Source organism: Mucilaginibacter sp. RCC_168, assembly GCF_041355315.1.
Lineage (GTDB): Bacteria > Bacteroidota > Bacteroidia > Sphingobacteriales > Sphingobacteriaceae > Mucilaginibacter.
In genome coordinates this window covers 125,567-152,485 of the sequence record NZ_JBFUPN010000019.1, presented here as the reverse complement: position 1 = coordinate 152,485, position 26,919 = coordinate 125,567, and the positions used below count along the sequence as shown (strand labels likewise).

The following is a 26,919-nucleotide window of genomic DNA, read 5'->3' as shown; positions in this document are numbered from 1 at the left end:
AAAAGTATTCAATGGTTGATGGATTAAAAATGATCTTTTTACCTCTTTAACACAACAACCCGGTTTTTCTTTTTACAAACAGTTTGCAGGCGAAGATTTGCCTGGCCCTTTAAACAAAGCAACTTCGACCTTTTAAACAAACCGCTGCTTTATCATTAGATCGATCTTTGTTGTATCAAATTATTTATCAAATGACAACAAATTCAAATAATGAAAAAACAGTGCTTGTAACCGGTGGTTCGGGTTTTATTGCGGTACATTGTATATTACAATTGCTGAACGCGGGTTTCCGGGTAAGAGCAACCGTAAGATCGCTGACGCGCGAACCCGAGGTACGGGCCATGCTGAAAGAAGGCGGCGTAGAAGCCGGTAACCGCTTATCATTTATAACCGCAGAGTTAAGCTCCGATGTCAATTGGAACGAAGCTGTGAGCGGCTGCACCTATGTTATACACGTTGCATCCCCAACGCCTTTAAATGTTTATAAACATGAGGATGAAATGATCATCCCAGCGCGTGATGGTGTATTGCGCGTATTGCGGGCCGCGCGTGATGCCGGAGTAAAGCGGGTTGTGCTTACCTCTGCTATTGGTGCTGTGGTTTACGGGCACAAACCTCAAACCGCCCCGTTTACAGAAAAAGACTGGACAGTGATCTCCGATAACACACCTGCTTACCAAAAATCAAAAACACTGGCAGAGCGGGCTGCCTGGGATTTTATCGAAAGGGAAGGTGATCAGCTGGAACTTTCGGTGGTTAACCCTGTTGCTGTTTTAGGCCCTGTATTAGGCGCCGATTATTCCCACTCCATCCACTTTCTGCAGAATTTGATGGAGGGAAAAATGGCTGGCTGCCCAAAAGTCAATTCTTCCTATGTGGATGTGCGCGATGTAGCCAATCTGCATTTACGGGCGATGACCGATCCTGCAGCTAAAGGGCAACGATTTATCGCTACCGCAGGCGAAAGTATCTGGATGGTGGAAGTGGCCAGAATGCTCAAACAAAATATGGGCGCATTGGCAGAAAAGGTAAATGTTAAGGAATTACCGAATACCCTGGTGCGCATCGCGGCATTGAAAAACCCGGCAGCGAAGGCCATTATTCCGTTTTTGGGTTTGATAATGAATACTACCAATGAAAAGGCAGTAAATTTATTAGGTTGGTCGCCCCGCTCTACCGAAGAGGCTATAGTGGCTACTGCCGAAAGCCTCATCCGTTTAGGCATCGTGAAGTAGTACTGCCCCTTGAGGATGAAAAATTGATCGGCTGTGAAACAGTTAACCAACAATAATGATGAGAGACTAATGGCCGCATTGGCCATTAGTTATTATCAGGGTAACTTTCATTAATTTTATTTTTATGGAACCATTAACGCCCGCCAGTGTACCGGAAATATTTATATCATGCAAAAAGGAAGTTCATTATAGCCGCGAATTGGTGTTGCCGCAGCCCGCGCTTGTAAGGGTAATATCCGGTGAGGTAAGGATTGCCGCCGCCGATAGGCATTACAGTTTTTTTGCAGGTGATACGGTGCTGTTCCCGCGCAATCAACTGGGCCGGATGAGCAAATTACCCTTGAACGGTGAACCTTGTATTGCGGTATCTATTGTTTTCAGACACGAGATATTAAGTCAATATTATGCGGCTAATCCTATCGATCCGCAGCCACATCAAACCATCGGCTTAATACAACTGGCCGATCACCCTTTGCTTGAAAGTTTGTTTAATTCGCTCACGCCTTATTTTAAATTGGCGGATGCTTTACCGGCCGATCTGGCCGCTTTTAAAATAGAGGAAGCGATAAGGGTGTTGCGCACCATTGATAAAAACGTAGATCAGCTGCTGGGGCAGCTTGATAAACCTGGAAAGATAGATCTGATGGATTTTATGGAACGGAATTATATGTTTAACCTCACCGCTGCCAAATTCGGCTACCTCACAGGTAGAAGTCTTACCACATTTAAGCGCGATTTTAAAAAAATATTTAACAATACCCCTGAGAAATGGTTGACCAAAAAGCGCCTGGAATTGGCGCATTACCTGATATCCGAACAAAAAAGAAAACCATCTGATGTTTATTTCGACGTAGGTTTTGAAAACTTGTCGCACTTTTCCTTTGCGTTTAAAAAGCAATTCGGTTATAATCCCACAGCTGTTTTCGCTGCATAGTTAATATATGAGGCGTATTAAAACAGGCGTGGCGGGCGGTAGAAGCCCATGGCAATTGAGTAAAAATATTGTGTCATTGGCTAATATTGCCTTGCCTCAAAAAACAGAGCAGCCTAAAGATGGCAAGAATTATAGCATCAGCTAACGACTTACTATCCTGGCTTTACAAATAAAGAAAATTTGAATTCCAGGTCCTTATCATAGTAATAGCCCGTGAAAAAGGCAGTGTTGAAACCTACAAGCCGCAGAGCCGACTCACCTGGTCTACGCTTCGCTGGACCACCCTCTCTGCGGCTTTGCCGCAAAGAGGGTAAAGAAAAAAAGAATTAAAAATCCCCTCTATGCGCGAAGCGGAGAGAGGGGTGACGAGCGCAGCGATGTCGGGGTGAGTCGATCGATAGATGCCTAATTTTCGCTTTATGCCTTTTCATGCTATTACCCTTATCATGGGGCTCATATACAGGGTTAACGCAAATATTACTCAAAAAGTACGGCGCAAAAAATATACTTTCAAAAGCGGCTGAAAGTAAAAAGCCATAAATATATTTGACTCATCATCAGCACTTTAAAGCCTGTATTATGATTCCTGAAACCAAAAAGCCCGCTATTAATCATGCCCTGCAAGTAACTTTTGGCACCACCGATCTGGAAGAGACCCGTGAACTCACCGCCGGACTATCATCGGCTCTCGTTTTCCGGATCATCGTTCGCGGAAAGCCTTACCTGCTCCGGATTATCACCCGTACAGATGCCATGGCCGACCCTACCCTGGAGTATAATTGCATGAAAGCTGCCGCCGAAGCTGGGATAGCACCGAAAGTTTGGTATGCTAATGTGGAGGACAGGATAGCCATTATTGATTTTATAGATGCCAAACCTTTCCCGATGGAAGAGGCCAAAACAAAGCTGCCGTATCTGCTTAAACGATTGCACGCCTTACCACCTTTTCCTTTCCGGATCAACTACCTGGATAAAATTGCTGAGTTTATTGAAAAATTCCGGGCCGGCAACCTCATACCTGATGAGTTAACTGCCGGGCTGTTCAACTTTTATACCCGGGTTAAAAACATCTATCCCCGCAATGCCGAAGATCTGGTTGGATGCCATAATGACCTTAAACCCGAAAACACCTTGTTTGACGGAGAACGGGTTTGGCTGGTTGACTGGGAAGCCGCCTTTTTGAACGACCGCTACCTGGACCTGGCTATTATGGCGAATTTTTTAGTAAAGAACGAGGAAGATAAAAAGATTTATCTGGAAGCTTACTTTGGCCAGGAAGCTGCCGAATATCAACATGCCCGCTTTTTTTTGATGCGGCAGATCCTTCATCTGTTTTATTTTGTTGTTTTTACGATGGCAGGCAAAACACCAAATAAGCCTGTTGACTCTAATATGGCCATGCCCGGCTTCAGAGAATTTCATGACCTCATTTGGACCGGCAAGCTCAGTTTGGCTAATATGGACAACCGCCTGCAATATGCCCAGATTCACCGGGAACAGCTTCAGCATAATTTGGGTTTGAAAAGACTGGATGAAGCGTTGCTTATTGTGGCGAATTATCAATCACTTAGTCGCAACCGCTAACTGCGCTATCCGAAGTCTCTGACTTCGGATCACTATGCCTGTAGTTTGCAACTACAGCGCCGGTAGTCTGAAGACTACCTACATATAAGTCCGAAGTCAGAGACTTCGGACAGCGCAGGAAAAAGCAACAAAACTCGCGTCATTGCGAGGTACGAAGCAATGACGCGCTTATTATAAACACTAAGTAAGCCTGTAAATATTAACCTTATGCTGACACGCTTAGCATAAAATCCACACCAATTTTCTGTATCTTTGCTTAATTTTTTAGCAATTTCTTTTAAAGGTATTATCTTACATACACTTTTAAAGTAAACCCGTTTACCTGGGTTTAATAAATTTGGTACCAATAACATATATGAACGAAATAACCGTTGACCTGGGCGAACAAAGCGAAGTTGAAGTTTATGGCGCCAGGGTACATAATTTAAAAAATATTGATGTTTCTTTTCCGCGCAATAAGTTGGTGGTGATCACTGGTTTGAGCGGCAGCGGCAAATCATCCCTGGCTTTTGATACCATTTATGCCGAAGGGCAGCGCCGTTATATGGAAACATTTTCGGCCTACTCGCGCCAGTTCATGGGTGGTATGGAACGCCCAGATGTGGATAAGGTGTCTGGCTTGAGCCCGGTTATTGCCATTGAGCAAAAAACCACCAGTAAAAATCCGCGCTCCACCGTGGGTACCATTACCGAGATCTACGATTTTATGCGTTTGCTTTTTGCCCGTACCGGCGAGGCTTACTCATACACCACCGGCGAGAAGATGGAGCGCATGAGCGAAGACCAGATCCTGAAAACCATTACCGAAAAGTTTGATGGGCAGCCGGTAAACATTCTGGCCCCGGTGGTAAAGGCCCGTAAAGGTCATTACCGCGAGCTTTTTGAATCGATACGCAAACAGGGTTACCTGAAAGTATGGATAGACGGCGCCATGGCCGATGTGGAACCAAAAATGCAGGTGGATCGCTACAAGATCCATGATATTGATATTGTGGTTGACCGTTTGGTGGTATCCGAAAAAGACAGCAAGCGTTTATACACTTCGGTACAAACCGCCCTTAAAATTGCCAAGGGCATCATCCGCGTTGGCGATAAGGATAATAACGTTGCATACTACAGCAAGTATCTGATGGACCCGGTATCGGGCATCTCTTATGATGAACCTCAGCCCAATACTTTCTCCTTTAACTCGCCTTATGGCGCCTGCGAAAAATGTAATGGTTTGGGTTATATTTTTGAGGTTGATGAAGCTTCAGTTATCCCCAACCCCAAACTAAGCATCATGAATGGCGGATTGGCACCTATCGGCGAGTACCGTGAAACCTGGATCTTCCAGGTGTTAAAGTCGTTGGCCAAGAAATATGAGTTTTCACTCTCGACCCCGATCGAAAAGCTGACGCCCGAGCAAAAGGATATCATCTTGAACGGATCGCCGGATATGATCACCGTTGCCGTAGAGTACAACAAATGGAACGTACAAAGCTACCAGATCACCTTTGACGGTATTGTACGCATGCTGGAAGAGCAGCAGGAACGCCGAGGCGACGAAGGCATGGACGATATGGAAAACTATCGCGTGCTGAAAACCTGCCCGGTTTGTGAAGGCGCAAGATTGAAAAAAGAGTCGCTGCATTTTAAAGTCGACAATAAAAACATATTTGAACTGGCTTGTATGGATATCCGTACCCTGCAGGAATGGTTCACCAACCTGGAAGACCGGCTAACCGAGCGCCAGAATGTGATAGCCAAGGAGATCCTGAAAGAGATCCGGGCGCGTATCGTGTTTTTGCTGGATGTGGGTCTGAGCTATTTAACGCTCGACCGTACAGCCAAAACCTTATCAGGGGGCGAGGCACAGCGGATCCGTTTGGCTACCCAGATAGGGTCACAACTCATGAATGTGATGTACATTCTGGATGAACCCAGCATTGGCTTGCATCAGCGTGATAACGAACGCCTCATTAACGCGCTCAAAAACCTGCGCGACCTGGGTAACACCGTTTTGGTGGTAGAGCATGATAAGGATATGATACTGGAAGCCGACCACGTAATTGATATGGGACCGGCAGCGGGTGTACATGGCGGACAGGTAGTAGCCGAAGGCACACCGGCCGAGCTAATGGCCAAACATACCCTCACCACATCCTACATCAACGGCGAACGCTCCATTGCCATCCCAGCAAAACGCAGGGAGGGTAACGGCAAAACACTGAGCCTGAAAAAAGCCACCGGCCATAACCTGAAAAAGGTATCGGTTGATTTTCCGCTGGGTAAGCTTATTGGCATTACCGGGGTATCGGGCAGTGGTAAATCAAGCTTAATTACCGAAACTTTATATCCAATACTCAACCATCACTTTTTCAGGGCCAAGAAACAACCTTTGCCTTATGAAAAAATTGAGGGGCTTGAAAATATCGATAAGGTGATCGAGATCGATCAAACACCTATTGGTCGTACACCACGCTCTAATCCAGCTACCTATACCGGCGTATTTTCGGATATCCGCAACCTGTACGTGGCCCTGCCCGAATCAAGGATCAGGGGATACAAGCCCGGTCGTTTCTCGTTCAACGTAAAAGGCGGTCGTTGCGAAACCTGCCAGGGTGCCGGTATGAAGGTGATCGAAATGAACTTTTTACCCGATGTACAGGTGCCTTGTGAAGAATGCGGAGGCCGTCGTTATAACCGCGAAACACTGGAAGTACGCTATCGTGGTAAATCCATCAGCGATGTATTGGACATGAGCATTGAGGATGCTACACCGTTTTTTGAGCACATTCCATCTATCTACCGTAAGGTTAAAACTTTGTATGATGTTGGTTTGGGATACATTACGCTTGGCCAGGCGTCAACCACCTTATCAGGCGGTGAAGCACAGCGTGTTAAACTGGCTACCGAACTATCTAAGAAAGATACCGGCAATACTTTTTATATACTGGATGAGCCTACAACAGGTTTACATTTTGAGGATATCAATGTACTGTTGGGCGTACTGTACCAACTGGTAGATAAAGGCAATACCGTACTGGTGATCGAGCATAATCTGGATGTGATCAAAGTAGTCGACCATGTGATTGATCTTGGCCCCGAAGGTGGATCAGGCGGGGGTAATATCCTGTTCTCCGGCACGCCCGAAGGTTTGTGCAAGGTGAAAAACAGCTTTACCGGTCAGTTTTTGAAAAAGGAGATGGGGATAAAATAGAATTTGAATTTAATGTTCTTCAAAACAACATGTACAATATATTGTACATGTTGTTTTGTTTTTATATCTTTATATCAAGATACATTGATATAAAGATACAAATGGAAATTACCACATATACTGCCTTCAGACAGCAGCTAAAATCCTTTTTGGATAAGGTACGTAATGATCATAGACCATTGTTGGTAACCAGTACCACCGGCGATGATGTAGTTGTAATTTCAAAAGCCGATTATGAAAGCATGGAAGAAACTTTTTATCTGCTCAAAAGTCCCAACAATGCTACACGGCTTCTAAAAGGCATTGAAGAATATGAAAAGGGTTTAGGTCAGGAAAAAAAGCTTATTGATTAGTGAAGATCGTTTTTCTGAGCCCCGCATGGGATGATTATTTATATTGGCAAAGCACAGATAAATCTATTTTAAAAAAAATCAATACCTTAATTAAAGAAATAGAACGTATTCCTTATGATGGCAGTGGAAAACCAGAGCCACTAAAACATAATTTGTCTGGTTGGTGGTCCCGCAGAATTAATTTGGAACACCGCCTGGTGTATAAGGTAGAGTATGAATCTATTTTTATACTTCAGTGCCGTTATCATTATTAAACAACGTAGTTCAAATAAGTCTTTCTACAAAAGGTGATTCGCGCACAGTCTCCTTTATTTTCATTTTGTTAGCTTTACTCATTAACTACTAACTGAAATGAAAAAAACCATTCTATACATTTTCGCCGTAGCTCTATTAGCTGCCTGCAACCAATCTAAAACAACCAGCTTATCCAAAACCGACAATCCGGAGCTGGCCAAAGTATTTGATAATTACTTTGAAGAATCATTAAAGCTGTATCCGCTTAATGCCACCTATATTGGCGATAACCGCTATAATGATCAGTTGCCTAATGATGGTTCCGCAGCGTTTTTGGCCAAAGCGCAGGCCTTTTATACCAATTACCTGGCCCAGGTAAAACACTTTAACCGCGAAGACCTGAGTGAAGCCGATCGGCTTTCGTACGATATTTTTACCTATGAGGCGCAGCTTGCCCTTGATGGCTTTAAGCAGCATTTTGAATACATGCCCTTTAACCAGTTTTATGCCCTGCCGCTTACCATGGGTCAACTGGGTTCGGGCTCCGGTGCACAACCCTTTAAGACAGTTAAGGATTATAATGATTGGCTAAAACGTGTATCTGCGTTTTCCGTATGGGCTGATACCGCTATCGGCAATTTTAACAAGGGCATTAAAGCGGGTGTGGTTTTACCCCGGGCGCTGGTGGTAAAAGCTATCCCTGAACTACAGGATCTGGTAGTTGCCGACCCTACAAAAAGCCTATTTTATGGGCCGATCACTAATCTGCCTAAAAATTTTTCAGACGCGGATAAAAAACAACTCACCGAAGCTTATAAAAAAGCCATCACCACCGTTATTTCGCCTACTTATAAAAAACTGGCCGATTATTTAAAAACGGAATATCTGCCGCATGCCCGTGCAACATCGGGCTTTTCGGCATTGCCGGATGGTACGGCCAAATATGCTTACCTGGTAAAACAACAAACCACTACCGATAAAACACCAGAAGAAATTTACCAGACCGGCCTGAAAGAGGTAAGCCGGATCCGCGGTATTATGGATAGCATCAAAACCAGCGTGGGTTTTAAAGGCGACTTGCAAGCGTTTTTTGAATACATGAAAACCGACCCTAAGTTTACCCCTTACAAAACCCCAAAAGAGGTTTTGGCCGCGTTTGAAAACATCCACAAGCGGATGGAGCCCAACCTAAAAAAAATGTTTAACCATGTGCCTAAAACGCCTTTCGAGATCAGGCAAACGGAGGCTTTCCGGGCAGCATCGGCCAGCGCCGAATACAACCAGGGTTCGGCAGACGGCAGCAGACCAGGTATATTTTATGTGCCGATATTGGATGCTACCAAATTTAACATTACTTCGGGTATGGAATCCTTATTTCTGCATGAGGCTATTCCGGGTCATCATTACCAGATCTCCTTAACGCAAGAAAACACCTCACTACCCAAATTCCGCAGGTTTGATGGCGGCGAAAATGCTTATGTAGAAGGATGGGCACTATACTGCGAATCCTTAGGTAAGGAGTTGGGGCTGTATACCGATCCTTATCAATATATGGGCGCCCTTGGCGATGAGATACACCGCGCCATCCGCTTAGTGGTTGATGTGGCCATACATACCAAAAACATGAGCCGTGAGCAAGCCATCAAATACATGATGGATAATGAAGCTATCAGCGAACAAGGCGCTACCGCCGAAATTGAACGCTATATGGCCATTCCGGGTCAGGCATTGGGTTATAAAATAGGGGCGCTTAAAATACGCGAGCTTCGTAATAAATACGAAAAACAGATGGGCAGCAAATTTAACCTGGCCGAATTCCATAACCAGGTACTGAAAGACGGCGCCATGCCGCTTGCTGTATTTGAAGCCAAAATGGACGCCTGGGCTGCCAAACAATAATACACAAACTATTTCCCGTTGCCCATGTCCTCACGGGCAACTTTCATATTCACGCCGTTGCCCGTGTCCCCACGGGCAACTTTTATATCTGCCTATCGCAACTATTTTGCATTACGTTCATCTATACTTCATATTGCAACAATATTTTTGCATAAATACAATTTGATTTTTTTGACCTTTGTTGTATAAATGGTTACCTGCGTGAAACAAAGCCGTACAGATATCTTTAAAAAACTGCAAGTGCTATTTATAGCTGCCTGCTATATTTTTATTGCTGTATCGCACATCTTTTTTTTACCCCGTTTAACCGGGCCGGTGGCTGAGGCAGCTGTAAGCCACAATTCTATCTTTAAAAGGAAGACCGAAACCACAGTGGCCAGTCTTTCCCATACCAATTTTTTCCAGCGTACCGATAAGTTTATCATGAATGATAAAAAATCGGCTATTGATCTGTTAAATATGGTTGTTGGCAGCTTTATCCTGTTGTTGTTTGCACAACGCCTCTGGAAACTCAATCCACAGCGTTTGCTTACCATTAATTGGTCAGTTACCGATTCACAATACTCCTACTTGTCCTTCTGCACTTTTAAAATTTGAGTTGATGCGGCCTGCTCAGGCCTGGGGCTTATGCTCTATCACGTATTCAAATTAGTTTATCTATCATTTACCGGTATTTACTGTATACTTTGCCTTTAGGGTTATGCTTTAATGCGTCCTTATCTGCTGAAATTAAACAGCCGCCGGTATAAGTTCATTTAGAAACTCATGCAAAGTTTAAAAATAACCGTATTGATTGCTGCGGGCCTGCTCATAGCGGTAAATACCTATGCACAGCAAAACAATGATCCGGCGGTCAGCTTAAAAACGCTGCTCAACCGGGTTGATCAAAATGCACCTACACTGCTCACCGACTCCGCGGCTATTAAGATCCGTCGTACACAGGCTGCCGAAACACATAGCAACTGGCTGCCCAACCTGCGGCTTAACTACCAGGCCGATATAGGTACCAACAATAACGTGGCCGGCCCGTATTTTGGGTTTGGCATTATCCCGGCCGATTCCAAAGTACGCGCAGAAAGTAATAACTCTGCCGTATCGGCAACCGTGGGCGTAGCCGCGCTCGACTGGGAGATCTACAATTTTGGCTCCTATGGCGCCCAAAACAAAGTAGCCAATTCTGATATCCAGGTAGAGCAAAATCAATTTGCAAGTTCCCGCTACCAGTTACGGGCCTATACCATCAGCAATTATTTGCAACTGCTGCGCCTGCATGATCTGCTGGCTATACAGTCGCTCAATATACAGCGCAATACCGAGATTCTTCGTTCCATACAATCATTGGCTAAAAGTGGCGTACGGGCAGGGGTGGATACCAGTATTTCGGAAGCTGAGCTGTCAAAAGCCAGACTAAATTATATCGAGCTGGTGAACCAGCAAAAGCAGGTACAATTACAACTGTCGTCCGTTAGTGGTTTGCCGTATCAGTCCATCATCCCTGATACTACCGCCGAGATGACACTGATAGGCCAATTAGCAGTGGTACAATCCTTAAATCCCGATACGGTTAATCACCCCCTGATCAACTATTACAAATCGGTATATCAAAACAGTTTACAGCGCGAGACTATGGTGAAAAAAAGCTATAACCCCAAGATCATGCTGGAAGCCGCAGCCTGGGGGCGGGGATCGAGCATCGACGCTAACGACCATTTCAACAGCCTGTCGAGCGGCTTAGGTGTCGATCGCAGCAATTACCTGGTGGGTATTGGTGTATCCTATAATTTGTTTGACATCCGCCGGCGCCAGCTCAAGCTGCGTACCCAAAAAGCTACTACAGAGTACAGTTTGCAAAAGCTGTCTGAGCAAAAACAACGGCTATCCATTAGCGCCAACCAGGCCGATGTAGAGCTGGAAACAGCCAGGCAGCGCCTGCAGGAAATTCCGCGCCAGTTAAAGGCGGCCAACGATGGTTATCGACAGAAACTGTCGCTATATAAAAGCGGCTTAACCGATATTATTGAGCTCAACGCCGCGCTCAATATTCTTTACCGTGCCGAAACAGACCTGGCACAGGCCAAGTTCGCCTACTCCGGTGCGCTGTTCCAGAAAGCCGTTACCGAAAACCAGGTCAATACCGTTTTAAACCTTTTAAAATAATTTAGCTATGTCAATGGTCACCTCCGCGCTCAAAAGGCCCATCACTACAATAGTGATCACCATGAGCCTGCTGATATTTTCAGTGCTCAGCGCAGTAAAAATACCGATAGATATATTCCCGCAGCTCAACTTGCCCACCATATATGTAATCGAAGCCTACGGCGGTATGTCGCCGCAGCAAATGGAAGGCTTTTTCTCTACTAAGTTTCAGGATCAGTTCCTGTACATCAATGGTATCAAAAGCATCACCAGTAAAAACATACAGGGCCTAACCCTCATTAAATTGTCGTTTTATGAAAGCACCAACATGGCCGAAGCTTCGGCGCAGGTAGCGCTGCAGGTAAACCGGGCATCCAGCTTTTTTCCTCCCGGTGCATTACCGCCGCAGGTAGTTAGGTTTGATGCCTCATCGCTGCCCGTTGGCCAACTGGTGTTCTCGAGTCCTACACGTAGTTTAAAAGATATTTATGATATGGCGGCCACCAAGATCCGCCCCATGTTTGCTACCGTTCCGGGTTTGTCGCCATCGCCTCCGTTTGGGGCCAACGCGCGTTCCATCACGATAAATCTTGATCCGGATAAACTGCGCAGTTACAATTTAACACCCGATGAGGTGGTCGACGCGCTGGCTAAGTTCAATGTAACATCGCCCTCGGGTAACCTCCGGCTGGATAATACCATGTTCCTGACCACCATGAACACGCTCATTAAAAACCCGGATAACTTTGGCGATATCCCCGTAAAAACCCAGAATGGCGTACCCATTTTTGTAAAGGACGTAGCCCGCGTGGCCGATGCTGCCGATATCACGGTAGATTATGCGCTCATCAACGGCAAACGCTCGGTATACATTCCCGTAGTTAAAACCGCCGATGCCTCTACCTGGGCCGTGGTGCAAAACCTCAAAAGCAAACTACCCGAAATGCAGAACCTGCTGCCCGATGATGTTAAACTGAGTTACGAGTTTGACCAGTCGGTTTTTGTGGTAAACGCCGTGAAAAGTTTAATGACCGAAGGCGGATTGGGCGCCCTGTTGACCGGTTTAATGGTACTCTTGTTTCTGCGCGACTGGCGTAGCAGTCTCATCGTGGTGATCACCATCCCGGTATCTATCCTGATAGGGGTATTGCTGCTGAGCATGTTCGGGCAAACCATCAATATCATGACACTGAGCGGGCTGGCATTAGCCATAGGGATTCTCGTCGATCAGGCCACTGTAACCATCGAAAATATCCACCAGCACCTGGAAATGGGCAAATCCAAACGCCTGGCCATTTATGATGCCTGCGAAGAGATCTCGTTCCCGCTTTTGCTGATATTGCTTTGTATTCTGGCTGTATTTGCGCCATCGTTTATGATGAGCGGCGTGCCTAAGGCCATGTTTTTACCGCTTTCCTTATCCATCGGGCTAACCATGATCGTGTCATACATCCTGGCGCAAACCGTGGTACCCATCCTGAGTAACTGGCTTATTAAAGCCGAACGTTATCAGCATTATCATCATGAAGATATCCATGCTCACGCGGGCGAAGCGCTGAATGAACAGGAAGAAAAACAGGTGCAAAAACACCTGAATAATGAACAGCATCACCCTGAAAAGAACGATCTGTTTGAGCACATCAAACTATGGCTTATCCGGGTGCTTAACAGAAGCATGCCCCATAAAAAAGGTATTGTATTGGTGTATCTTTTTAGTGTGATCATCCTGGCTGGTTTTTGCTTTGTGTTTATTGGTAAGGACATGATGCCGAAGATCAATAATGGCCAGTTCCAGATCCGTATCAAAGAACCTGATGGTACCCGGTTAGAGCGTACCGAGGATGCCTTTAAACAGGTGTTGCAGATCATTAACCAAACGGTGAATAACCACGTGGAGATTACATCGGGCTACATCGGCCTGGTGCCTACCGCTTATGGAACCAGTAACCTGTATGTGTTTAACACCGGTACCCAGGAAGCCGTATTACAGGTAAACCTTGACGAAAAATATAAGGTGAACATGGATGAGCTGAAAGATGCCCTGCGCAAAAACATCCATTATAAACTGCCGGAGCTCCGGATAAGCTTTGAACCCATTGACATGACCGAGAAGATCATGAGCCAGGGTGCGTCATCACCCATTGAGGTACAGGTGGCCGGTAAGGATATGGCCCAGATTGAGGGCTATGCTAATAAAGTGGTAGATAAGCTCAAAGGCATCAGTTACCTGCGCGATGTGCAGATTGCCCAACCCTTGAAATTTCCGGTGATCAGGATTACGCTCGACAGGCTGAAGGCCGCGCAGCTTGGACTCAATATCAAGGATATTGCCCGCTCGGTTACGGCCAGTACGTCTTCAAGTCGCTTTACCGATAAAAACCTTTGGCTGGATGAAAAAGGGGCCTACACTTACCAGGTACAGGTACAAATTCCGGAGTATGTGATGAACACCATGGACCAGCTCAAAGAAATACCGCTGGTAAAAGGCCAAAGCAGCCCGGTGTTGAGCGATATCGCCACTTTTACTACCAGCTACGTGCCAGGTGAGTATGACCGCGCCGGGCCACGCCGCTTTGTCACCATCAGCGCCAATATTTATAAAAAGGATTTGGGTACCGCTACTAACGATGTGCAAAAGGCTATCAACTCCCTGGGTACAGCACCTAAAGGCCTGGTGGCATCCCAAAACGGCATGGCCAATCTGCTTACCGAAACACTGAGCAGTTTGCAAAATGGCTTAGGCTTGGCTATCCTGGTGATATTCCTGTTATTGGCGGCCAATTATCAGTCGTTCAAGGTATCCTTAACAGTATTATCCACCGTACCCGCGGTAATATTGGGCTCCTTATTGATGCTGCTGGCTACGGGCTCAACGCTTAACCTGCAGTCATACATGGGTATGATCATGTCGACCGGAGTATCCGTGGCCAACGCCATCCTGATCGTGACCAATGCCGAAAAGCTGCGGTTAGATTATCGCGATGCTACCAAAGCGGCCATCACCAGCGCATCCATCCGTTTGCGCCCCATCCTGATGACCAGCTTAGCTATGATTGCGGGTATGATTCCCATGGCTTCAGGCATGGGTGAGGCTGGCGAGCAGTCGGCACCATTGGGTAGGGCAGTAATAGGCGGTTTGTTTGCCTCAACGCTGGCCGCCCTGTTTATTTTACCGCAGGTATTTGCCTGGGTACAAAACAAAACCACCTACGATTCGCCATCATTAATGCCCGATGAACCTGCCGAACACGCAGCCGAAATAACAGAGATAGAAACCTTAACAGTATAAGATCATGAAATTTAAATCAATCATATTATTAACAGCTGCCGCCAGTGTGCTGGCAGCCTGCTCCAGTAACCAAACGCCGGTAAATATGGCCGCCGCCGCTACCAGCAAAAAATCGGCTTATGAAATAGGTATTATAACCGAAAAAGCACTCTCGAGCACAGCCCGCTTACCTGGACAGTTAAAGCCTTTTAACGAGGTAAACATTTTTCCGAAAGTGAACGGCTTTGTAAAACAACTATATGTTGACCGGGGTACCATCGTCAAAAAAGGACAGTTGTTGATGACGCTGGAGGCTCCGGAAATGGAATCGCAATTACAAGCGGCCAATTCGCGCTTTTTGCAGGCCCAGGAAAACGCCATCGCCAGTAAAGAAAAATATCAGCGATTGAAAGAGGCTGCCAAAGAACCCGGCTCAGTATCCCCGCTCGATCTGGATAATGCCTCAGCCAAAATGAAAGCCGATGACGCCATGGCCCGGTCAGAGCAATCCAACGTGGCTTCGGTACGCACCATACAAGATTATCTGAATATCCGCGCACCATTTGATGGCATGATCGTACAACGTAACGTATCGCCTGGAGCATTGGTATCGCCGGGAAAAGGCACCGATCAGCCGATGCTGATTCTGCAGGATATCAGCAAAATGCGTCTGGAGGTATTTATTCCGGAAGATTATGTAGATAAGGTCGATCTGCAGCAGCCCGTTACCTTTGTATTTAATGCCATGCCCGGTAGCGAGCAAACCGCCAAAATAAGTCGTTCGGCCAATTCATTGGGTAGTATGCGTTCAGAAGCGATTGAGATTGATGTGCAAAATAAAAACGGACAACTAAAGCCGGGTATGTATGCCGAAGTAAGGATCCCTATGCTTTCGGGCGCCAAATCATTACTGGTTCCTAACAATGCCATCGTACGGTCCACAGAGCGCGAATACGTGGTTACCGTTAAACAGGGCAAAGCCGTATTGGTTGATATCAAAGAAGGTTTAGCCCGGAATGATTCCACCGAAGTATTTGGCAATCTAAAAGCCGGCGACCAGGTCATTAACCATCCGGGCGATGAGCTGAAACAGGGAGCTGTTATTAATTAGAGTCAGGAGATAAGAGTCAAGAATTAAGAGAGCCCCCTCTAAACGGCGAAGCCTTCATGTAATAATCTCAGAAAAAGGAGAGACTTCAGAAAAAGCACTTTAAAGCCCTCTCCTTTGGAGAGTAATAGCCCAAAAAAGGCGGAGTTTAAACTTACAAGGTTAAAAACAAATCGCATAGCCGACCCGATCTACGCTTCGCTGGACCACCCTCTCTGCGGCTTTGCCGCAAAGAGGGTAAAGAAAAAAAGAATTAAAAATCCCCTCTATGCGCGAAGCGGAGAGAGGGGTGACGAGCGCAGCGACGTCGGGGTGAGTCGATAGCACGCGTTTGATTTAGAGGAGGCTCTCTTACCTCTTGATTCTCTCCTCACTTTGTCGTTATCTCCCCGCTCAATTGTCGTATTAGGCCCTCATTAAATTGCGTTGCAACACGCATTTTTGTATAGTCAAATAATCTGTACAAATTAAAGGCATATCGGCATGGCAAATATCAATTCATACCTCACTTTTAATGGTAATTGTCTGGAGGCAATGACCTTTTATAAAGAATGCCTGGGCGGTGAGCTTACTTTTCAAACCTTGGGTGAATTACCCTTGCCACACAATGAGCCTATGCCACCCTGCATGGAAAACTGTATTGTACATGCCCTGTTGGTTAATGACGCGTTGATACTTGCCGCATCAGATATGGTACCCGAAAATGGGTTGATCAAAGGTAATTCGGTATCCTTATTGTTAAATTGTAACAGCGAAGAAGAAGCGAGGGAGTATTACAACAGGCTATCCGACGGCGGCGAGGCTACCCATCCCCTGGAGAACACTTTCTGGGGCTCTATATTTGGTGACCTTACTGATAGGTTCGGCAATCAATGGCTCATTAGTTATGAGAGCATGTACTAAGTTGTACATGCCCTCAAAGCAAAGCATCAAACAAAATTAGTCAAGACAAACTTTAGTACGCTGGCCGGAGCTCAAATGCTCAGCTAATTGTTGATCACGTGTACCTGATCGGAACCAGGAATTCATAAAGGTGATCTTGCCATATTTAGCCATGTTCACCAGCAACACGCTGATCAGTATCACTATCAGGCCAAATATTTGCAAACCTGAAATGTTTTCGTGGGCAAACAAGGTGCCTAATAATACCGCTATAACCGGGTTTACATAGGAATGTGTACTTACTTCTGTTGCCGGGCGAACTTTTAACAACCATACGTAAGCGCTGAATGCGGCAATAGAACCAAAGAAGATCAGGTACACTATAGCCAGCCATGATTGTAATGGCACACTGGCCAAATGAAAGGCACTAAACTCATGGTTAAACAAACTTGCAGGTATAAATGCCAGGCCCGATATGATCATTTGCCATGAAGTGTTTACCCTCGCCGAAGCATCACTACCCCGTTTTTTGGAAACAAGCGAGCCTGCTGACCAGGCGATCGGGCCGGCCAGTAACAGGATCAGTCCGGTTAATTGTTCCTTGCTTATCGCGCCGGACAGCGACTTGCTGATGGCTTCGCCAAATAGCAGGATTACTCCGGCAAAGCCCAGCACAAGCCCGGCTATAGTGGTACGGCTTTTGAAATTCACCTTCCAGTTTACCTTGTCCAGGATCACAAACCAGATGGGGTTGGCTGATACCAGGATGGCAACCATAGCGCTTGGCAGAGTACGTTCAGCCCAGAACACGATACCGGTACCCACAAAAAGCATCAGCAAACCGCTGATGGCCGAGGTGATGATGTCTCTTTTAATCCAAAGCTTGTCGCCTTTCAACCGGCACCAGGCTAATAATAATACCCCGGCTGTAAAGAAGCGTACGGCCCCCATCAGCATGGGTGGAAAACCGTGTACCGCCATTTGTATAAAAAAGTAGGTGGAACCCCATACCACGTAAACAATGGCAAAGGCTATTACCACTAAAAGGGTTGATGGTTTATTTGATGTTGCAGTTTTCATGTTATTTAGTTTTTACAGGTACAGTAGTAGGTTTATTCTTTTCGGCGATAAAAAACACCAGCAGTTTGGCCGGTTTGCTCTTGCTGCTGTTGCGGGTTACCGCATGTAGTCCATTGGGTTTTTCATAAAATGAATCGCCGGGTTTGTAATGATAGGTTTTGCCCTCAAAGGTTGATTCCAGCTCACCTTCCAGCAAATAGCCAAAGGTTGGACAAGGATGTCTGTGCGCGGCAGATACACTTGCCGGCGGAAAGGTAACTACCAGCATCTGCACTTCCTTATTGCTGATGCCGGGCTGGTTAAGCAATGTTTTAATCAGGTAGGTTTCGGTAATGTTGCCCTGCATTTTTTGATGTGCATGTTTAGGTGCATTTAACTTGCCGAAACATGGTGGTAACAGAGCCAGTATGACAATAAATAATGCTTTCATTTTTATAAAATTGATAGGATCAAACGGTTTTCACGCCGTTTTTATCCTGGTAAATACTCAATTGTTTATTAATTTTTTGATGCGATAACACGCTATCTATACTCCAGGCATAGGATGGTAATGTAGCCAGCAAAATGCTCGCAGCACTCAGCGTAAACACCGAATAACCCAGCGGCGATTCGATACCAAATGAGATAGCCATAGCTATGGCAAAACAAAAGCCTAACACTCCCGAGCCAATTGCTGCCAGGCGGGTAAATAAACCTATCAGGATCAGGAAGCCAAAAACGGCTTCGCCTATAGTAGCAATGGTACCAAAAGCCGGGATCACCGATGCGGGTAAAAAACTCATTACCTGACGGGCATAGGCGATGAAATGCTGCCAGTCGCCCCAACCTACATGCGGCTTGCCGTTGGCACCCAACATACCCAAACGATCGGCAACTTCCCACAAATAAGCCGAACCAATGGCTAAGCGCAGGTACAGGGATGGAAGTTTGAAGTTTTGAATCAGCTGCATAATCTTTGTGTTTTTAAATAACACTTAAAGTTACGCCACTTGTGGACCATTTAGATAGTCCACTAAGAATAACAAAGGTAGTCCACTTTAATTAGCGGATGTTCTTTCTTATTCTACTCAGGGAGGTTGGGGTAACGCCGATGAACGAGGCGAGATATTTTTGAGGGATCTTTTGTAAAAATGCAGGCTTGGTCAGCAGATCAAGATAACGCTGTTCGGCCGAATCCCGTTGCAGGGCTGTAAAGCGTTCCAACAGGTTAAGGATCACATCCTCCCAAAAATTGCGCATCATTTCCTGCATTTCAGGGTATTGTTTATATAAATTGGTCAGCTCGCTTTTGGGCAGATACCATATTACGGTATCCTCAATAGCCTGTAAAAAATATTTGGAGGGCTTTTCGCTAATAAAACTATAGATCTCAATAGCCGATGAATGTTCAAAGGCAAACCATACCGATATTTCTACTTCATCCTGCAAATAATATAACCTCAGGCAGCCTTCCTGCACAAAAACAAGATCGGCGCATATCAGACCTTCCTCCAGTAGGAAATCATTTTTTTTGAGGCTGCGCTGCTTAAACTTTTGAGTAACAGCATCCAGTTTATCCTGATCAAGATCCGCGTATTGTTTTAAAAAAGCTTTAAGTTCTGCCGTCATTATACCGATTAATGTACAAATTTTGTTTTTATTGTGTTCAATTAAAAAAGCATTGGCCTATATTTATCATTCATAAACCACCAATCAACTGGTCCAGTATGCATTTAGCCGAAATTTTAATACATATTGACAAAACTGCGCAAACGCCGGTTTATCTCCAAATTGCCAACGGTATTATCACCCAGATACGTCAGGGTAAGTTAAAACCAGGCTCGGCATTGCCCGGCAGTCGGGCATTGGCACAAACACTGGCTATACACCGCCAAACAGTAGTGGCTGCCTATGATGAGCTGTATGCGCAAAGTTGGGTTGAAGTTTATCCGCGCAGGGGCATTTTTGTAGCTACAAACCTCCCGGATATTAAACCCCGGCAATTATCCGAATCTCCCGGACCAAGCTGTTACAGTACAAAAACACATTTTGAGGTAGATGATAACAGGATTCCTTTTCCGCAGTTATTTCAGCCCGTTAATAGTACCCATCTTGTATTCAATGATGGTTTTCCGGATACGCGTTTGGCGCCTATCGAGCTGTTGGTACGCGAATACCGGCGCTTTGGCAATTACCATTTTACTTCAAAATACTGGATGTATGGGTCGGAGTACGGCTCCGAAAACCTGCGAACAGAACTTACCCGCTTTTTGGGCGAAACCCGCGGGCTGCAGGTTAACCCCGAGCATATCATTATTACCAAGGGTTCGCAAATGGCTATATACCTTACCGCCCAGATATTACTCTCCAAAAACGACACCGTAATTGCTGCCGATCCGGGATATCCGGAAGCAAACCATACGTTTCAGCAAGCCGGTGCACAAATGGCTCTGGTACCGGTTGACGATCATGGAATAGATCTTAACGCCGTAGAAGCCCTCTGCAAAAAGAAAAAAGTAAAAATTGTATACGTCATTCCGCACCATCACCGCCCAACCACGGTTACGTTAAGCTCTGAACGCCGTATGCAGCTGCTGGAACTTGCCCATAAATACCGCTTCGCGATCATCGAGGACGATTATGATTATGATTTCCACTATTCAAGCGGCCCCATTTTACCGCTGGCCAGTGCCGACTATTATGGCAGCATCATTTATATCGGGTCGTTTTGTAAAACTATAGCGCCTGGTATCCGTATCGGCTTTATGGTGGCTCCTCCTAACTTAATTGTACAGGCGGCCCGCCTGCGCAAACTGATAGACCGACAAGGCGAGCTGCTGTTAGAAGAAGCTATGGCCAACCTGTTAAAGAACGGTGATATCAACAGGCACCTGAAAAAAGCCAACAAAACCTATCATGAGCGGCGCGATGTACTGTGCCGCCTGCTTAAAGAAAACCTTAATGGATATATCAGCTATAAGATACCGGATGGTGGTTTTGCTGTTTGGGTAAATTATCTCAATGGCATTAAAGCCCATGAAGTGTCCGAAAAAGCTTCGGCTATGGGGCTATCTGTAGGTAATGGTACGGGTTATTTTAATGATGCGGCTTATGCCCCTTCGTCGGTACGGTTAGGATTTGCCGCTTTAACCCCAAATGAGTTAGAAACCGCTACCGGTATATTAACAGCAGCGGTTAAAAAATTGCTTTAATAATTAATATAATCTTCGGTAAAACTACCATCGGCATACAGGTCTATAAGGCCATAGCCCGGGGCGGTTTCTCTTCTGTTACCTTCCCACCAGGCACCACTAACCGCGCCATTGCACAGGTAGGTAACATGGTTATACACCAGTTTTTCGCGCAGGTGGATGTGCCCGCTCAAGCATAGCTTAACATTGGGGTGCTGATAAAATAGCTTAATGATCTTAGCGTTATCGGTATGCATATCGCCGCCATACATTGTCCATCTGTTCACGGTGTTATCTTCGATCAGGTTAGTGGCAGTCAGGATAGGGATATGCGTCATGACCAGTACCGGCATAGCGGGATCGGTATTTTTCAATTCCTGCTCCAACCAGTTAAATTGCTCGTCGCCTAATTTGCCAATATACCAGGTATTGTCAATATCCAGGTGAACGCTGTCCAGGATAATGAATTTCCATCCGCTTTGTATAAAACTATAATAGGGCTTAACCAGGCCCAACTGATCCATAGAATATTTTTTGCCGTAAATTGCCTGTCCCTTATCGTTCTCGTTCCACCAGATGTCATGGTTACCCAGGCAATAACGTACAGGTACACTACAGTCAGCCTTCATGATCGATTTACTCAGCTGCCATTGATCGTTTATGGTGCTAAGGTTTTCCTTGTTCATGTCAAACACCACATCGCCACCGTTTAATATAAGGGCAACTTTGGGGCTCTGCTGCTGTACGTGGTGCAGGCATTTTGCAAACCGGGCCGGTGCATCAAATTTATTTTTGAGATGGATATCTGTTAAATGAGCCACTCTTAAAACAGGTTTCTTTTTTGCAGAATTGCTGCCAAACGTTAGGGAAGGGACCAAAAGTAGTCCTCCGATATTTTTCAGGGCCGATCTTCTTTGCATAGTTCTATATTCTGTAGATGCAAAGGTGCTTTATCTGTTTGGATTTTAGCTTAAGCCTGGGTTAAATAATCTGTTTCAAAAAACTATAAGATCCAATTCTGCAGAAACGCCTATTCAATTACCTTTGGAAAAATTTAAACAATGATAGTACACCACGTTTTATTCTGGCTAAAAGCCGACACTACCGCCGATCAAAAAATTGCCTTTCGTAAAAGCCTGGAAACATTAGAAGGCGTTGAAAGCGTTAAAACATTGCATATTGGCACACCTGCCCCTATTGAGCGTGCAGTGGTAGATACCACCTATACCTTCAGTTTAACCGTATTTTTTGATGATCTGGCCGGGCACGATGTTTACCAGACTCATCCATTACACTTAGCTTTTTTGGATGAGTTCCGCGTTTACTTCGAAAAAGTAGTGATATACGACGCCGAATAGGATTTTCTGCTGAAACCATAAAAAGAAAAAGGCTGTATCATCAATCATGATCAGCCTCTTTTTGATTTATTCAGCTACTTATACAATGTATAGTCCTGGGTTGGATTGACCCTAAAACAGGGCTTACATGGTTTAACTCAGGGACCTCTCATATTTTAATACGGTTACTCCGCAGGCAAACGGCCGCTCATTAACTAAATGCAGGTTTGTTCGCTTTTTAAATATGCTTGTTCCACTGCCCAAGGCGGTTGGATTAATAAATAGCTGGTATTCGTCAATAAGTCCGGCTTCTATCAATGCAGATACAAAAGTGGCCCCGCCATAAACCATCATATTTTTGCCTTCCTGTTTTTTCAGCTTCTTTACCTCTTTTTTAATATCGCCTTTCGCCAGCTCAGCATTATCCCATACCGACCGCTCCAGGGTTTTGGTAAAAATAACTTTATGCGCGGCAACAATATTCTTTGCAAATCCAGATTGCGGCAAGCTGCTATTTGCCGCCACACTTGCCCAATAATCAAAGTAACCTTCTACCGCCATTTTACGGCTAAGCAGGATGCAATCGGTAGATGCAGTGAGGTTAGTAAAATATTTTCTTAGCTCATCATCCCAGGTCCATTCACTGCCCCAGTTATAAACCATCCAATCGGTATTGCCATCCTTTTCAGACATATATCCATCTATAGATAGCTGTACCATTAAAATTAGCTTTCTCATAATTTCATAGGTTTTGGTTTGCTTATTCAATTTCAGGTATCAGATCCTTTTCCTTTTTTAATAAAGCCAATACTTCTGTCCACGACCTTACGCGTTGGTGATGATCAATATTGGCATTATGAGCAGCGTTAAACATAATGGTTGTTCCTTTAAATTTATCCAGATTTTTAGGATGATCATCAATCATGTAATCGGTATTGATCAAACTTTTATCGCCGCAAAAAACAATGTGGGTCCAGGGTATAAATGGAAAATGCTCCTGCAGCCATTCGTATTTTTCGGGCAGTGATAATGGAAATTCCATGGCTGCCGATACTATAAAAACTTCAAAATCTTCCATCAATTCCTTTATCGCTTCCACCGCACCGGGAACCACCGGCAGGGTACGGAAAAACCCGGGCGATAGTATAAACCTGCGGATAGCGCCTTCTTCCGGGAAACCTTCTCCTTCTGGTTTGCCCAGCATTTGCTCATAAGGGATCCGGACGCCGTAGGCATTATAATACCAGGTTAAATAATGCGCATCAGTATCGGCCAAAACGCCGTCCATGTCAACTGCAATTCTTTTTAGTTTTTTCATATTATTGTTGTTTAAGCTCCAAACTGTCGTAAATGATGGTCAAGGTGTTTATACATGCCAATACCCCAGGTAGCTGGTGTCAATTCCCCGAAAAAGGGATGCGGGTGTTCGGTTGCCCCATTTTCGCCAGCGGCCTGAAATTTCTTGATGTACGTTATTAGTCTTTGTTTTTCTGTCACGAAATTTCTGTTATCGGTAATTTTCAAATGCTTGTCTGATGGAACATTCTCTGCAAAAGGTTTTTCGTTGAAATATTCCTTTTTGGCCATCCGACCGAAGATCCAGCCTAAAAAAGTTCTTGGTAAAATCTTTTCGCCATTGGCCATTTGCAACACAGCCGAACAATGCGCCAGCATTTGCGCAACCTCCATTTTACCCCAAAGCCGCCTTGCAGTTTGTGGTAGATACTCAACACGATCGAGGATTTCCGACGCGTCAGTTTGGTTAAACAGGCTTTTCATATTGCAATATTATGCAATATAATTCAATTAATTGCAAATAAATGTTAATTTTATGCAACAATTTGCAATAAGTAATTTATGCTTATATTTGTTTTTATGCTGAAAGAAGAACGTCTTCAAAAAATAATTGAACAGATTGCACAGGACAATAAAGTAGTTTTGGACGATCTGAGCCGCTTGCTCAATGTGTCTACAGATACGGTTAGAAGAGATATTAAAGAATTATCAGACAAAGGCCTGCTGAAAGCCGTTCGGGGTGGCGCTATTATGGGCTCACCCGTACATCCGCATTTTAAGGAACGTCAGCATATTGATACCCATCATAAAAAAGTAATAGCTCAAAAAGCTTTAGAATTTATAAAACCCGGGCAGGTTATCATTCTTAACGGGGGCACCACCACTACCGCGGTTATTGCCGCTTTACCAAGGGATATCAACTTAACCGTTATAACCAACAGTTTTCCGGTGGTGTCTATCTTAGAAGATTATCCTCATGTTACCGTTTTTTTTATTGGCGGCGAGCTCAATAAACACGCCTTTTCAACTACCGGCCATGAAACTATCGAAGCTATCCGCAATTTTAGGGCTGATGTATGCCTGCTGGGCATTTGCAGTATCGATCTGAAATTGGGCATCACCGGCTTTACTTACCAGGAAAGCCTGGTAGACAGAGCCATGATCGAAACATCGAAATATGTGATCGCTTTATCCACTTATGATAAAATAGGCGCATCCGACCCTTATTATGTTTGCGCGGCGAATGCTATTGATGTTATTGTTACCGAAAAGGATCCATCCAACGCAGACCTGAGCGGGTTTAAAGAAGCAGGCATACTGATTAAGTAGCTTTTGAGAAGCAGGAAATAAGAGTCAGGAATCAAGAGCCCTCTAAACGGCGAAGCCCTTATGTAATAATCTTCCCCAAAGGGAAAGACTTTAAAAAGACTTTAAAGCGCTCACCATTGGAGAGTAATAGCCCATGAAGAGGCAGAGTTTAAACTTACAAGGCTAAAAACAAGTCGCATAGCCGACTCACCCGGTCTACGCTTCGCTGGACCACCCTCTCTGTGGCTTTGCCGCAAAGAGGGTAAAGAAAAAAGAATTAAAAAACCCCTCTATGCGCGAAGCGGAGAGAGGGGTGACGAGCGCAGCGACGTCGGGGTGAGTCGATAGGTGCCTAATTTTAGCCTTATGCCTCTTCATGGGCTATTACTCTTTGGAGAGGTAGAGTGAAGCTCTTGATTCTTGACTCTTATCTCTTGATTCTATTCCGACTCTATTTCCCGCTCAATGCATCAGGGGCAAAATCAAGTGAGATGGAGTTCATGCAATACCTTTTATAGGTTGGGGCCGGGCCATCATCAAATATGTGCCCCAGGTGCGAGCCACATCGTGCGCAAAGCACTTCCGTACGCTGCATGCCAACCGAGTTATCCTCCCGGTAGATCACACTGTTTTTCCTTACGGCCTGGTAAAAACTTGGCCAACCACAATTGCTGGCAAACTTAGCATCAGACCGGAATAGTTCGTTACCACATACGGCGCAATAGTAGGTTCCTTTGGCGTTTTTATCCCAATACTGGCCTGTGAACGGAGCTTCCGTGGCCTGCTCCCTTGCAGTGGCATATAAGGCAGGTGGTAATATCTTTTTCCACTCCGCATCGGTCACGTTCAATTTTTTGGTATCGGTATTGGAGTAATAGGGGTTCTTTTCGTGCCCTTTGTCGCTTTTCAGGTGCTGGGCATTGGCAGCTCCAAAAAAAAGCACCAGTATGCCTGCTAAAATTATTGCTCTCATCAGTATAATTAGTGAATTATTGATTTAGTGAATTAGTGACTTTTTTCTCTTGGGTCATTTAAACGTTCAAACTAATTTGTTATGACTTCAATTTATCTTTAAATACCTTTTTGAATTTTTCCAGTTCGGGCTGGATCACATATTTGCAATAAGGCTGACTGCCATTCTGGTTAAAATAGTTCTGATGGTAATCTTCGGCCTTGTAAAATACCTTATATGGCACCACCTGGGTTACGATATTGCTTTTGTAAGCTTTCTCTGCGTTGAGCTTGCCAATGTAGTAATCGGCTTTTTGTTTTTGAGCAGCATTGTGATAAAATATGGCCGAACGGTATTGCGTACCCACATCATTGCCCTGGCGGTTAAGCTGGGTAGGATCATGGGCCACAAAAAAGGCTTCCAGGAGCTCGTCAAAAGAGATCTGAGCCGGATCATAAATAATATTACAAGCTTCGGCATGCCCGGTAGTGCCGGTACAAACCTGTTCATAGGTAGGATGGGCCACATGGCCGCCGCTAAAACCCGAGATCACTTTTTTTACCCCCTTTAGCTGTTGAAACTTGGCTTCGGTACACCAGAAACAGCCTGTAGCGAAGGTAGCTGTATCCAGTCCTTTTGCGATGTGCGGGCTGCCGGTCGGCGGTTGGTCAATATGCGTATTGCCCGCCAGTGCAAAGGCGGCAGTGCAATTGGCGATGAACAATATTAAAAGAGCGATATTCTTTTTCATTGAAATTTAGATTTTACGTTTTATACTTGATCGGGTTCTATTACTACTAACGTAATAAGTTTGCCCCCGGTTAATTAAATATATTTTATTTAGCTGAATGTGATGATAGGCTGACAATCTGCTTCAGACAACCGATCACTGTTTTGAGGCTTAGTCGGTCAAAGCGGATAAACCTTACAGCAAGATTACG

The 26,919-nt window shown here is 45.0% G+C and carries 26 protein-coding genes; 16 read left to right on the top strand and 10 right to left on the bottom strand.

The genetic code is table 11. The features are described from left to right. The first annotated feature begins 191 nt into the window (after nucleotides 1–191). The 13 genes from AB6735_RS19025 to AB6735_RS18965 all read left to right on the top strand — a co-directional run bounded on the left by AB6735_RS19025 (nucleotide 192) and on the right by AB6735_RS18965 (nucleotide 16,856). Nucleotides 192–1,235, top strand: a complete 1,044-nt coding sequence (locus AB6735_RS19025) for an SDR family oxidoreductase (protein WP_370997512.1) — start codon at nucleotides 192–194, stop codon at nucleotides 1,233–1,235. A 124-nt stretch (nucleotides 1,236–1,359) separates the two neighbouring features. After that, the gene (locus AB6735_RS19020) at nucleotides 1,360–2,169 is read left to right on the top strand and encodes a helix-turn-helix domain-containing protein (protein ID WP_370997511.1); all 810 of its coding nucleotides are present in this window, start codon (nucleotides 1,360–1,362) and stop codon (nucleotides 2,167–2,169) included. A gap of 7 nt (nucleotides 2,170–2,176) precedes the next feature. Then, nucleotides 2,177–2,314 carry a hypothetical protein gene (locus AB6735_RS19015; RefSeq protein WP_370997510.1) on the top strand — a complete coding sequence of 46 codons (138 nt, stop codon included), beginning with the start codon at nucleotides 2,177–2,179 and terminating at the stop codon, nucleotides 2,312–2,314. A 434-nt stretch (nucleotides 2,315–2,748) separates the two neighbouring features. Continuing rightward, complete coding sequence (locus tag AB6735_RS19010; RefSeq protein ID WP_370997509.1) at nucleotides 2,749–3,753, top strand: phosphotransferase; 1,005 nt, start codon at nucleotides 2,749–2,751, stop codon at nucleotides 3,751–3,753. A gap of 355 nt (nucleotides 3,754–4,108) precedes the next feature. Further along, entirely contained in the window at nucleotides 4,109–6,955 is a 2,847-nt protein-coding gene (uvrA, locus tag AB6735_RS19005; RefSeq protein WP_370997508.1) for an excinuclease ABC subunit UvrA, read from the top strand. Between the two features lie 101 nt (nucleotides 6,956–7,056). Further along, nucleotides 7,057–7,308 carry a type II toxin-antitoxin system Phd/YefM family antitoxin gene (locus AB6735_RS19000; RefSeq protein ID WP_370997507.1) on the top strand — a complete coding sequence of 84 codons (252 nt, stop codon included), beginning with the start codon at nucleotides 7,057–7,059 and terminating at the stop codon, nucleotides 7,306–7,308. Next, nucleotides 7,308–7,562, top strand: coding sequence for a Txe/YoeB family addiction module toxin (locus AB6735_RS18995; protein ID WP_370997506.1), 255 nt, complete (start codon nucleotides 7,308–7,310; stop codon nucleotides 7,560–7,562). Before AB6735_RS19000 ends, AB6735_RS18995 begins: the two co-directional genes overlap by 1 nt. A 97-nt stretch (nucleotides 7,563–7,659) precedes the next feature. After that, entirely contained in the window at nucleotides 7,660–9,441 is a 1,782-nt protein-coding gene (locus AB6735_RS18990; RefSeq protein WP_370997505.1) for a DUF885 family protein, read from the top strand. A gap of 201 nt (nucleotides 9,442–9,642) precedes the next feature. Beyond that, on the top strand, nucleotides 9,643–10,038 hold the full coding sequence (locus AB6735_RS18985) for a hypothetical protein (RefSeq protein ID WP_370997504.1): 396 nt from the start codon (nucleotides 9,643–9,645) through the stop codon (nucleotides 10,036–10,038). A gap of 168 nt (nucleotides 10,039–10,206) precedes the next feature. Continuing rightward, a complete protein-coding gene (locus tag AB6735_RS18980) occupies nucleotides 10,207–11,598 on the top strand; it encodes a TolC family protein (RefSeq protein ID WP_370997503.1) in 1,392 nt (463 codons plus the stop codon). Nucleotides 11,599–11,605: 7 nt separating this feature from the next. Beyond that, nucleotides 11,606–14,866, top strand: a complete 3,261-nt coding sequence (locus tag AB6735_RS18975; RefSeq protein ID WP_370997502.1) for an efflux RND transporter permease subunit — start codon at nucleotides 11,606–11,608, stop codon at nucleotides 14,864–14,866. Nucleotides 14,867–14,870: 4 nt separating this feature from the next. Next, nucleotides 14,871–15,956, top strand: coding sequence for an efflux RND transporter periplasmic adaptor subunit (locus tag AB6735_RS18970; protein ID WP_370997500.1), 1,086 nt, complete (start codon nucleotides 14,871–14,873; stop codon nucleotides 15,954–15,956). A 480-nt stretch (nucleotides 15,957–16,436) separates the two neighbouring features. Next, on the top strand, nucleotides 16,437–16,856 hold the full coding sequence (locus AB6735_RS18965; RefSeq protein WP_370997498.1) for a VOC family protein: 420 nt from the start codon (nucleotides 16,437–16,439) through the stop codon (nucleotides 16,854–16,856). Nucleotides 16,857–16,892: 36 nt separating this feature from the next. Here the strand turns inward: AB6735_RS18965 and AB6735_RS18960 are convergent, their stop codons facing one another. The 4 genes from AB6735_RS18960 to AB6735_RS18945 form a co-directional block, all read right to left on the bottom strand. Continuing rightward, nucleotides 16,893–17,915: an EamA family transporter gene (locus tag AB6735_RS18960; RefSeq protein WP_370997497.1), complete on the bottom strand. Its 1,023-nt coding sequence runs from the start codon at nucleotides 17,913–17,915 to the stop codon at nucleotides 16,893–16,895. A 1-nt stretch (nucleotide 17,916) separates the two neighbouring features. Continuing rightward, complete coding sequence (locus AB6735_RS18955; protein ID WP_370997495.1) at nucleotides 17,917–18,345, bottom strand: cupin domain-containing protein; 429 nt, start codon at nucleotides 18,343–18,345, stop codon at nucleotides 17,917–17,919. A gap of 19 nt (nucleotides 18,346–18,364) precedes the next feature. Further along, nucleotides 18,365–18,865, bottom strand: coding sequence for a TQO small subunit DoxD (locus tag AB6735_RS18950; RefSeq protein ID WP_370997494.1), 501 nt, complete (start codon nucleotides 18,863–18,865; stop codon nucleotides 18,365–18,367). A 91-nt stretch (nucleotides 18,866–18,956) separates the two neighbouring features. Further along, nucleotides 18,957–19,523: a Crp/Fnr family transcriptional regulator gene (locus AB6735_RS18945; RefSeq protein ID WP_370997493.1), complete on the bottom strand. Its 567-nt coding sequence runs from the start codon at nucleotides 19,521–19,523 to the stop codon at nucleotides 18,957–18,959. Nucleotides 19,524–19,621: 98 nt separating this feature from the next. On the opposite strand from AB6735_RS18945, the gene AB6735_RS18940 reads away from it, so the two are divergent. Then, the gene (locus AB6735_RS18940) at nucleotides 19,622–21,106 is read left to right on the top strand and encodes a PLP-dependent aminotransferase family protein (RefSeq protein WP_370997491.1); all 1,485 of its coding nucleotides are present in this window, start codon (nucleotides 19,622–19,624) and stop codon (nucleotides 21,104–21,106) included. Here AB6735_RS18940 and AB6735_RS18935 read toward each other — a convergent pair. Then, nucleotides 21,103–22,005, bottom strand: coding sequence for a metallophosphoesterase (locus AB6735_RS18935; RefSeq protein ID WP_370997489.1), 903 nt, complete (start codon nucleotides 22,003–22,005; stop codon nucleotides 21,103–21,105). The genes AB6735_RS18940 and AB6735_RS18935 overlap by 4 nt on opposite strands. A gap of 141 nt (nucleotides 22,006–22,146) precedes the next feature. Between AB6735_RS18935 and AB6735_RS18930 the strand changes: the two genes are divergently transcribed. Continuing rightward, the gene (locus AB6735_RS18930) at nucleotides 22,147–22,443 is read left to right on the top strand and encodes a Dabb family protein (RefSeq protein WP_370997487.1); all 297 of its coding nucleotides are present in this window, start codon (nucleotides 22,147–22,149) and stop codon (nucleotides 22,441–22,443) included. Between the two features lie 132 nt (nucleotides 22,444–22,575). Here AB6735_RS18930 and AB6735_RS18925 read toward each other — a convergent pair whose 3' ends face one another. Genes AB6735_RS18925 through AB6735_RS18915 form a run of 3 tightly spaced genes read right to left on the bottom strand, consistent with a single transcriptional unit; the run spans nucleotide 22,576 to nucleotide 24,201 of the window. Next, entirely contained in the window at nucleotides 22,576–23,160 is a 585-nt protein-coding gene (locus tag AB6735_RS18925) for a dihydrofolate reductase family protein (RefSeq protein ID WP_370997486.1), read from the bottom strand. Nucleotides 23,161–23,182: 22 nt separating this feature from the next. Beyond that, on the bottom strand, nucleotides 23,183–23,740 hold the full coding sequence (locus AB6735_RS18920) for a 5'(3')-deoxyribonucleotidase (protein WP_370997484.1): 558 nt from the start codon (nucleotides 23,738–23,740) through the stop codon (nucleotides 23,183–23,185). An 11-nt stretch (nucleotides 23,741–23,751) separates the two neighbouring features. Further along, on the bottom strand, nucleotides 23,752–24,201 hold the full coding sequence (locus AB6735_RS18915; protein ID WP_370997482.1) for a DUF1569 domain-containing protein: 450 nt from the start codon (nucleotides 24,199–24,201) through the stop codon (nucleotides 23,752–23,754). Between the two features lie 78 nt (nucleotides 24,202–24,279). Between AB6735_RS18915 and AB6735_RS18910 the strand changes: the two genes are divergently transcribed. Further along, nucleotides 24,280–25,047 (top strand): DeoR/GlpR family DNA-binding transcription regulator, encoded by a 768-nt coding sequence (locus AB6735_RS18910; protein ID WP_370997480.1) that lies wholly within the window; start codon nucleotides 24,280–24,282, stop codon nucleotides 25,045–25,047. Between the two features lie 430 nt (nucleotides 25,048–25,477). Here AB6735_RS18910 and msrB read toward each other — a convergent pair whose 3' ends face one another. Continuing rightward, nucleotides 25,478–25,999 carry a peptide-methionine (R)-S-oxide reductase MsrB gene (gene msrB / locus AB6735_RS18905; protein WP_370997477.1) on the bottom strand — a complete coding sequence of 174 codons (522 nt, stop codon included), beginning with the start codon at nucleotides 25,997–25,999 and terminating at the stop codon, nucleotides 25,478–25,480. Nucleotides 26,000–26,078: 79 nt separating this feature from the next. Beyond that, entirely contained in the window at nucleotides 26,079–26,729 is a 651-nt protein-coding gene (msrA, locus tag AB6735_RS18900; protein ID WP_370997475.1) for a peptide-methionine (S)-S-oxide reductase MsrA, read from the bottom strand. Nucleotides 26,730–26,919: the final 190 nt, after the last annotated feature.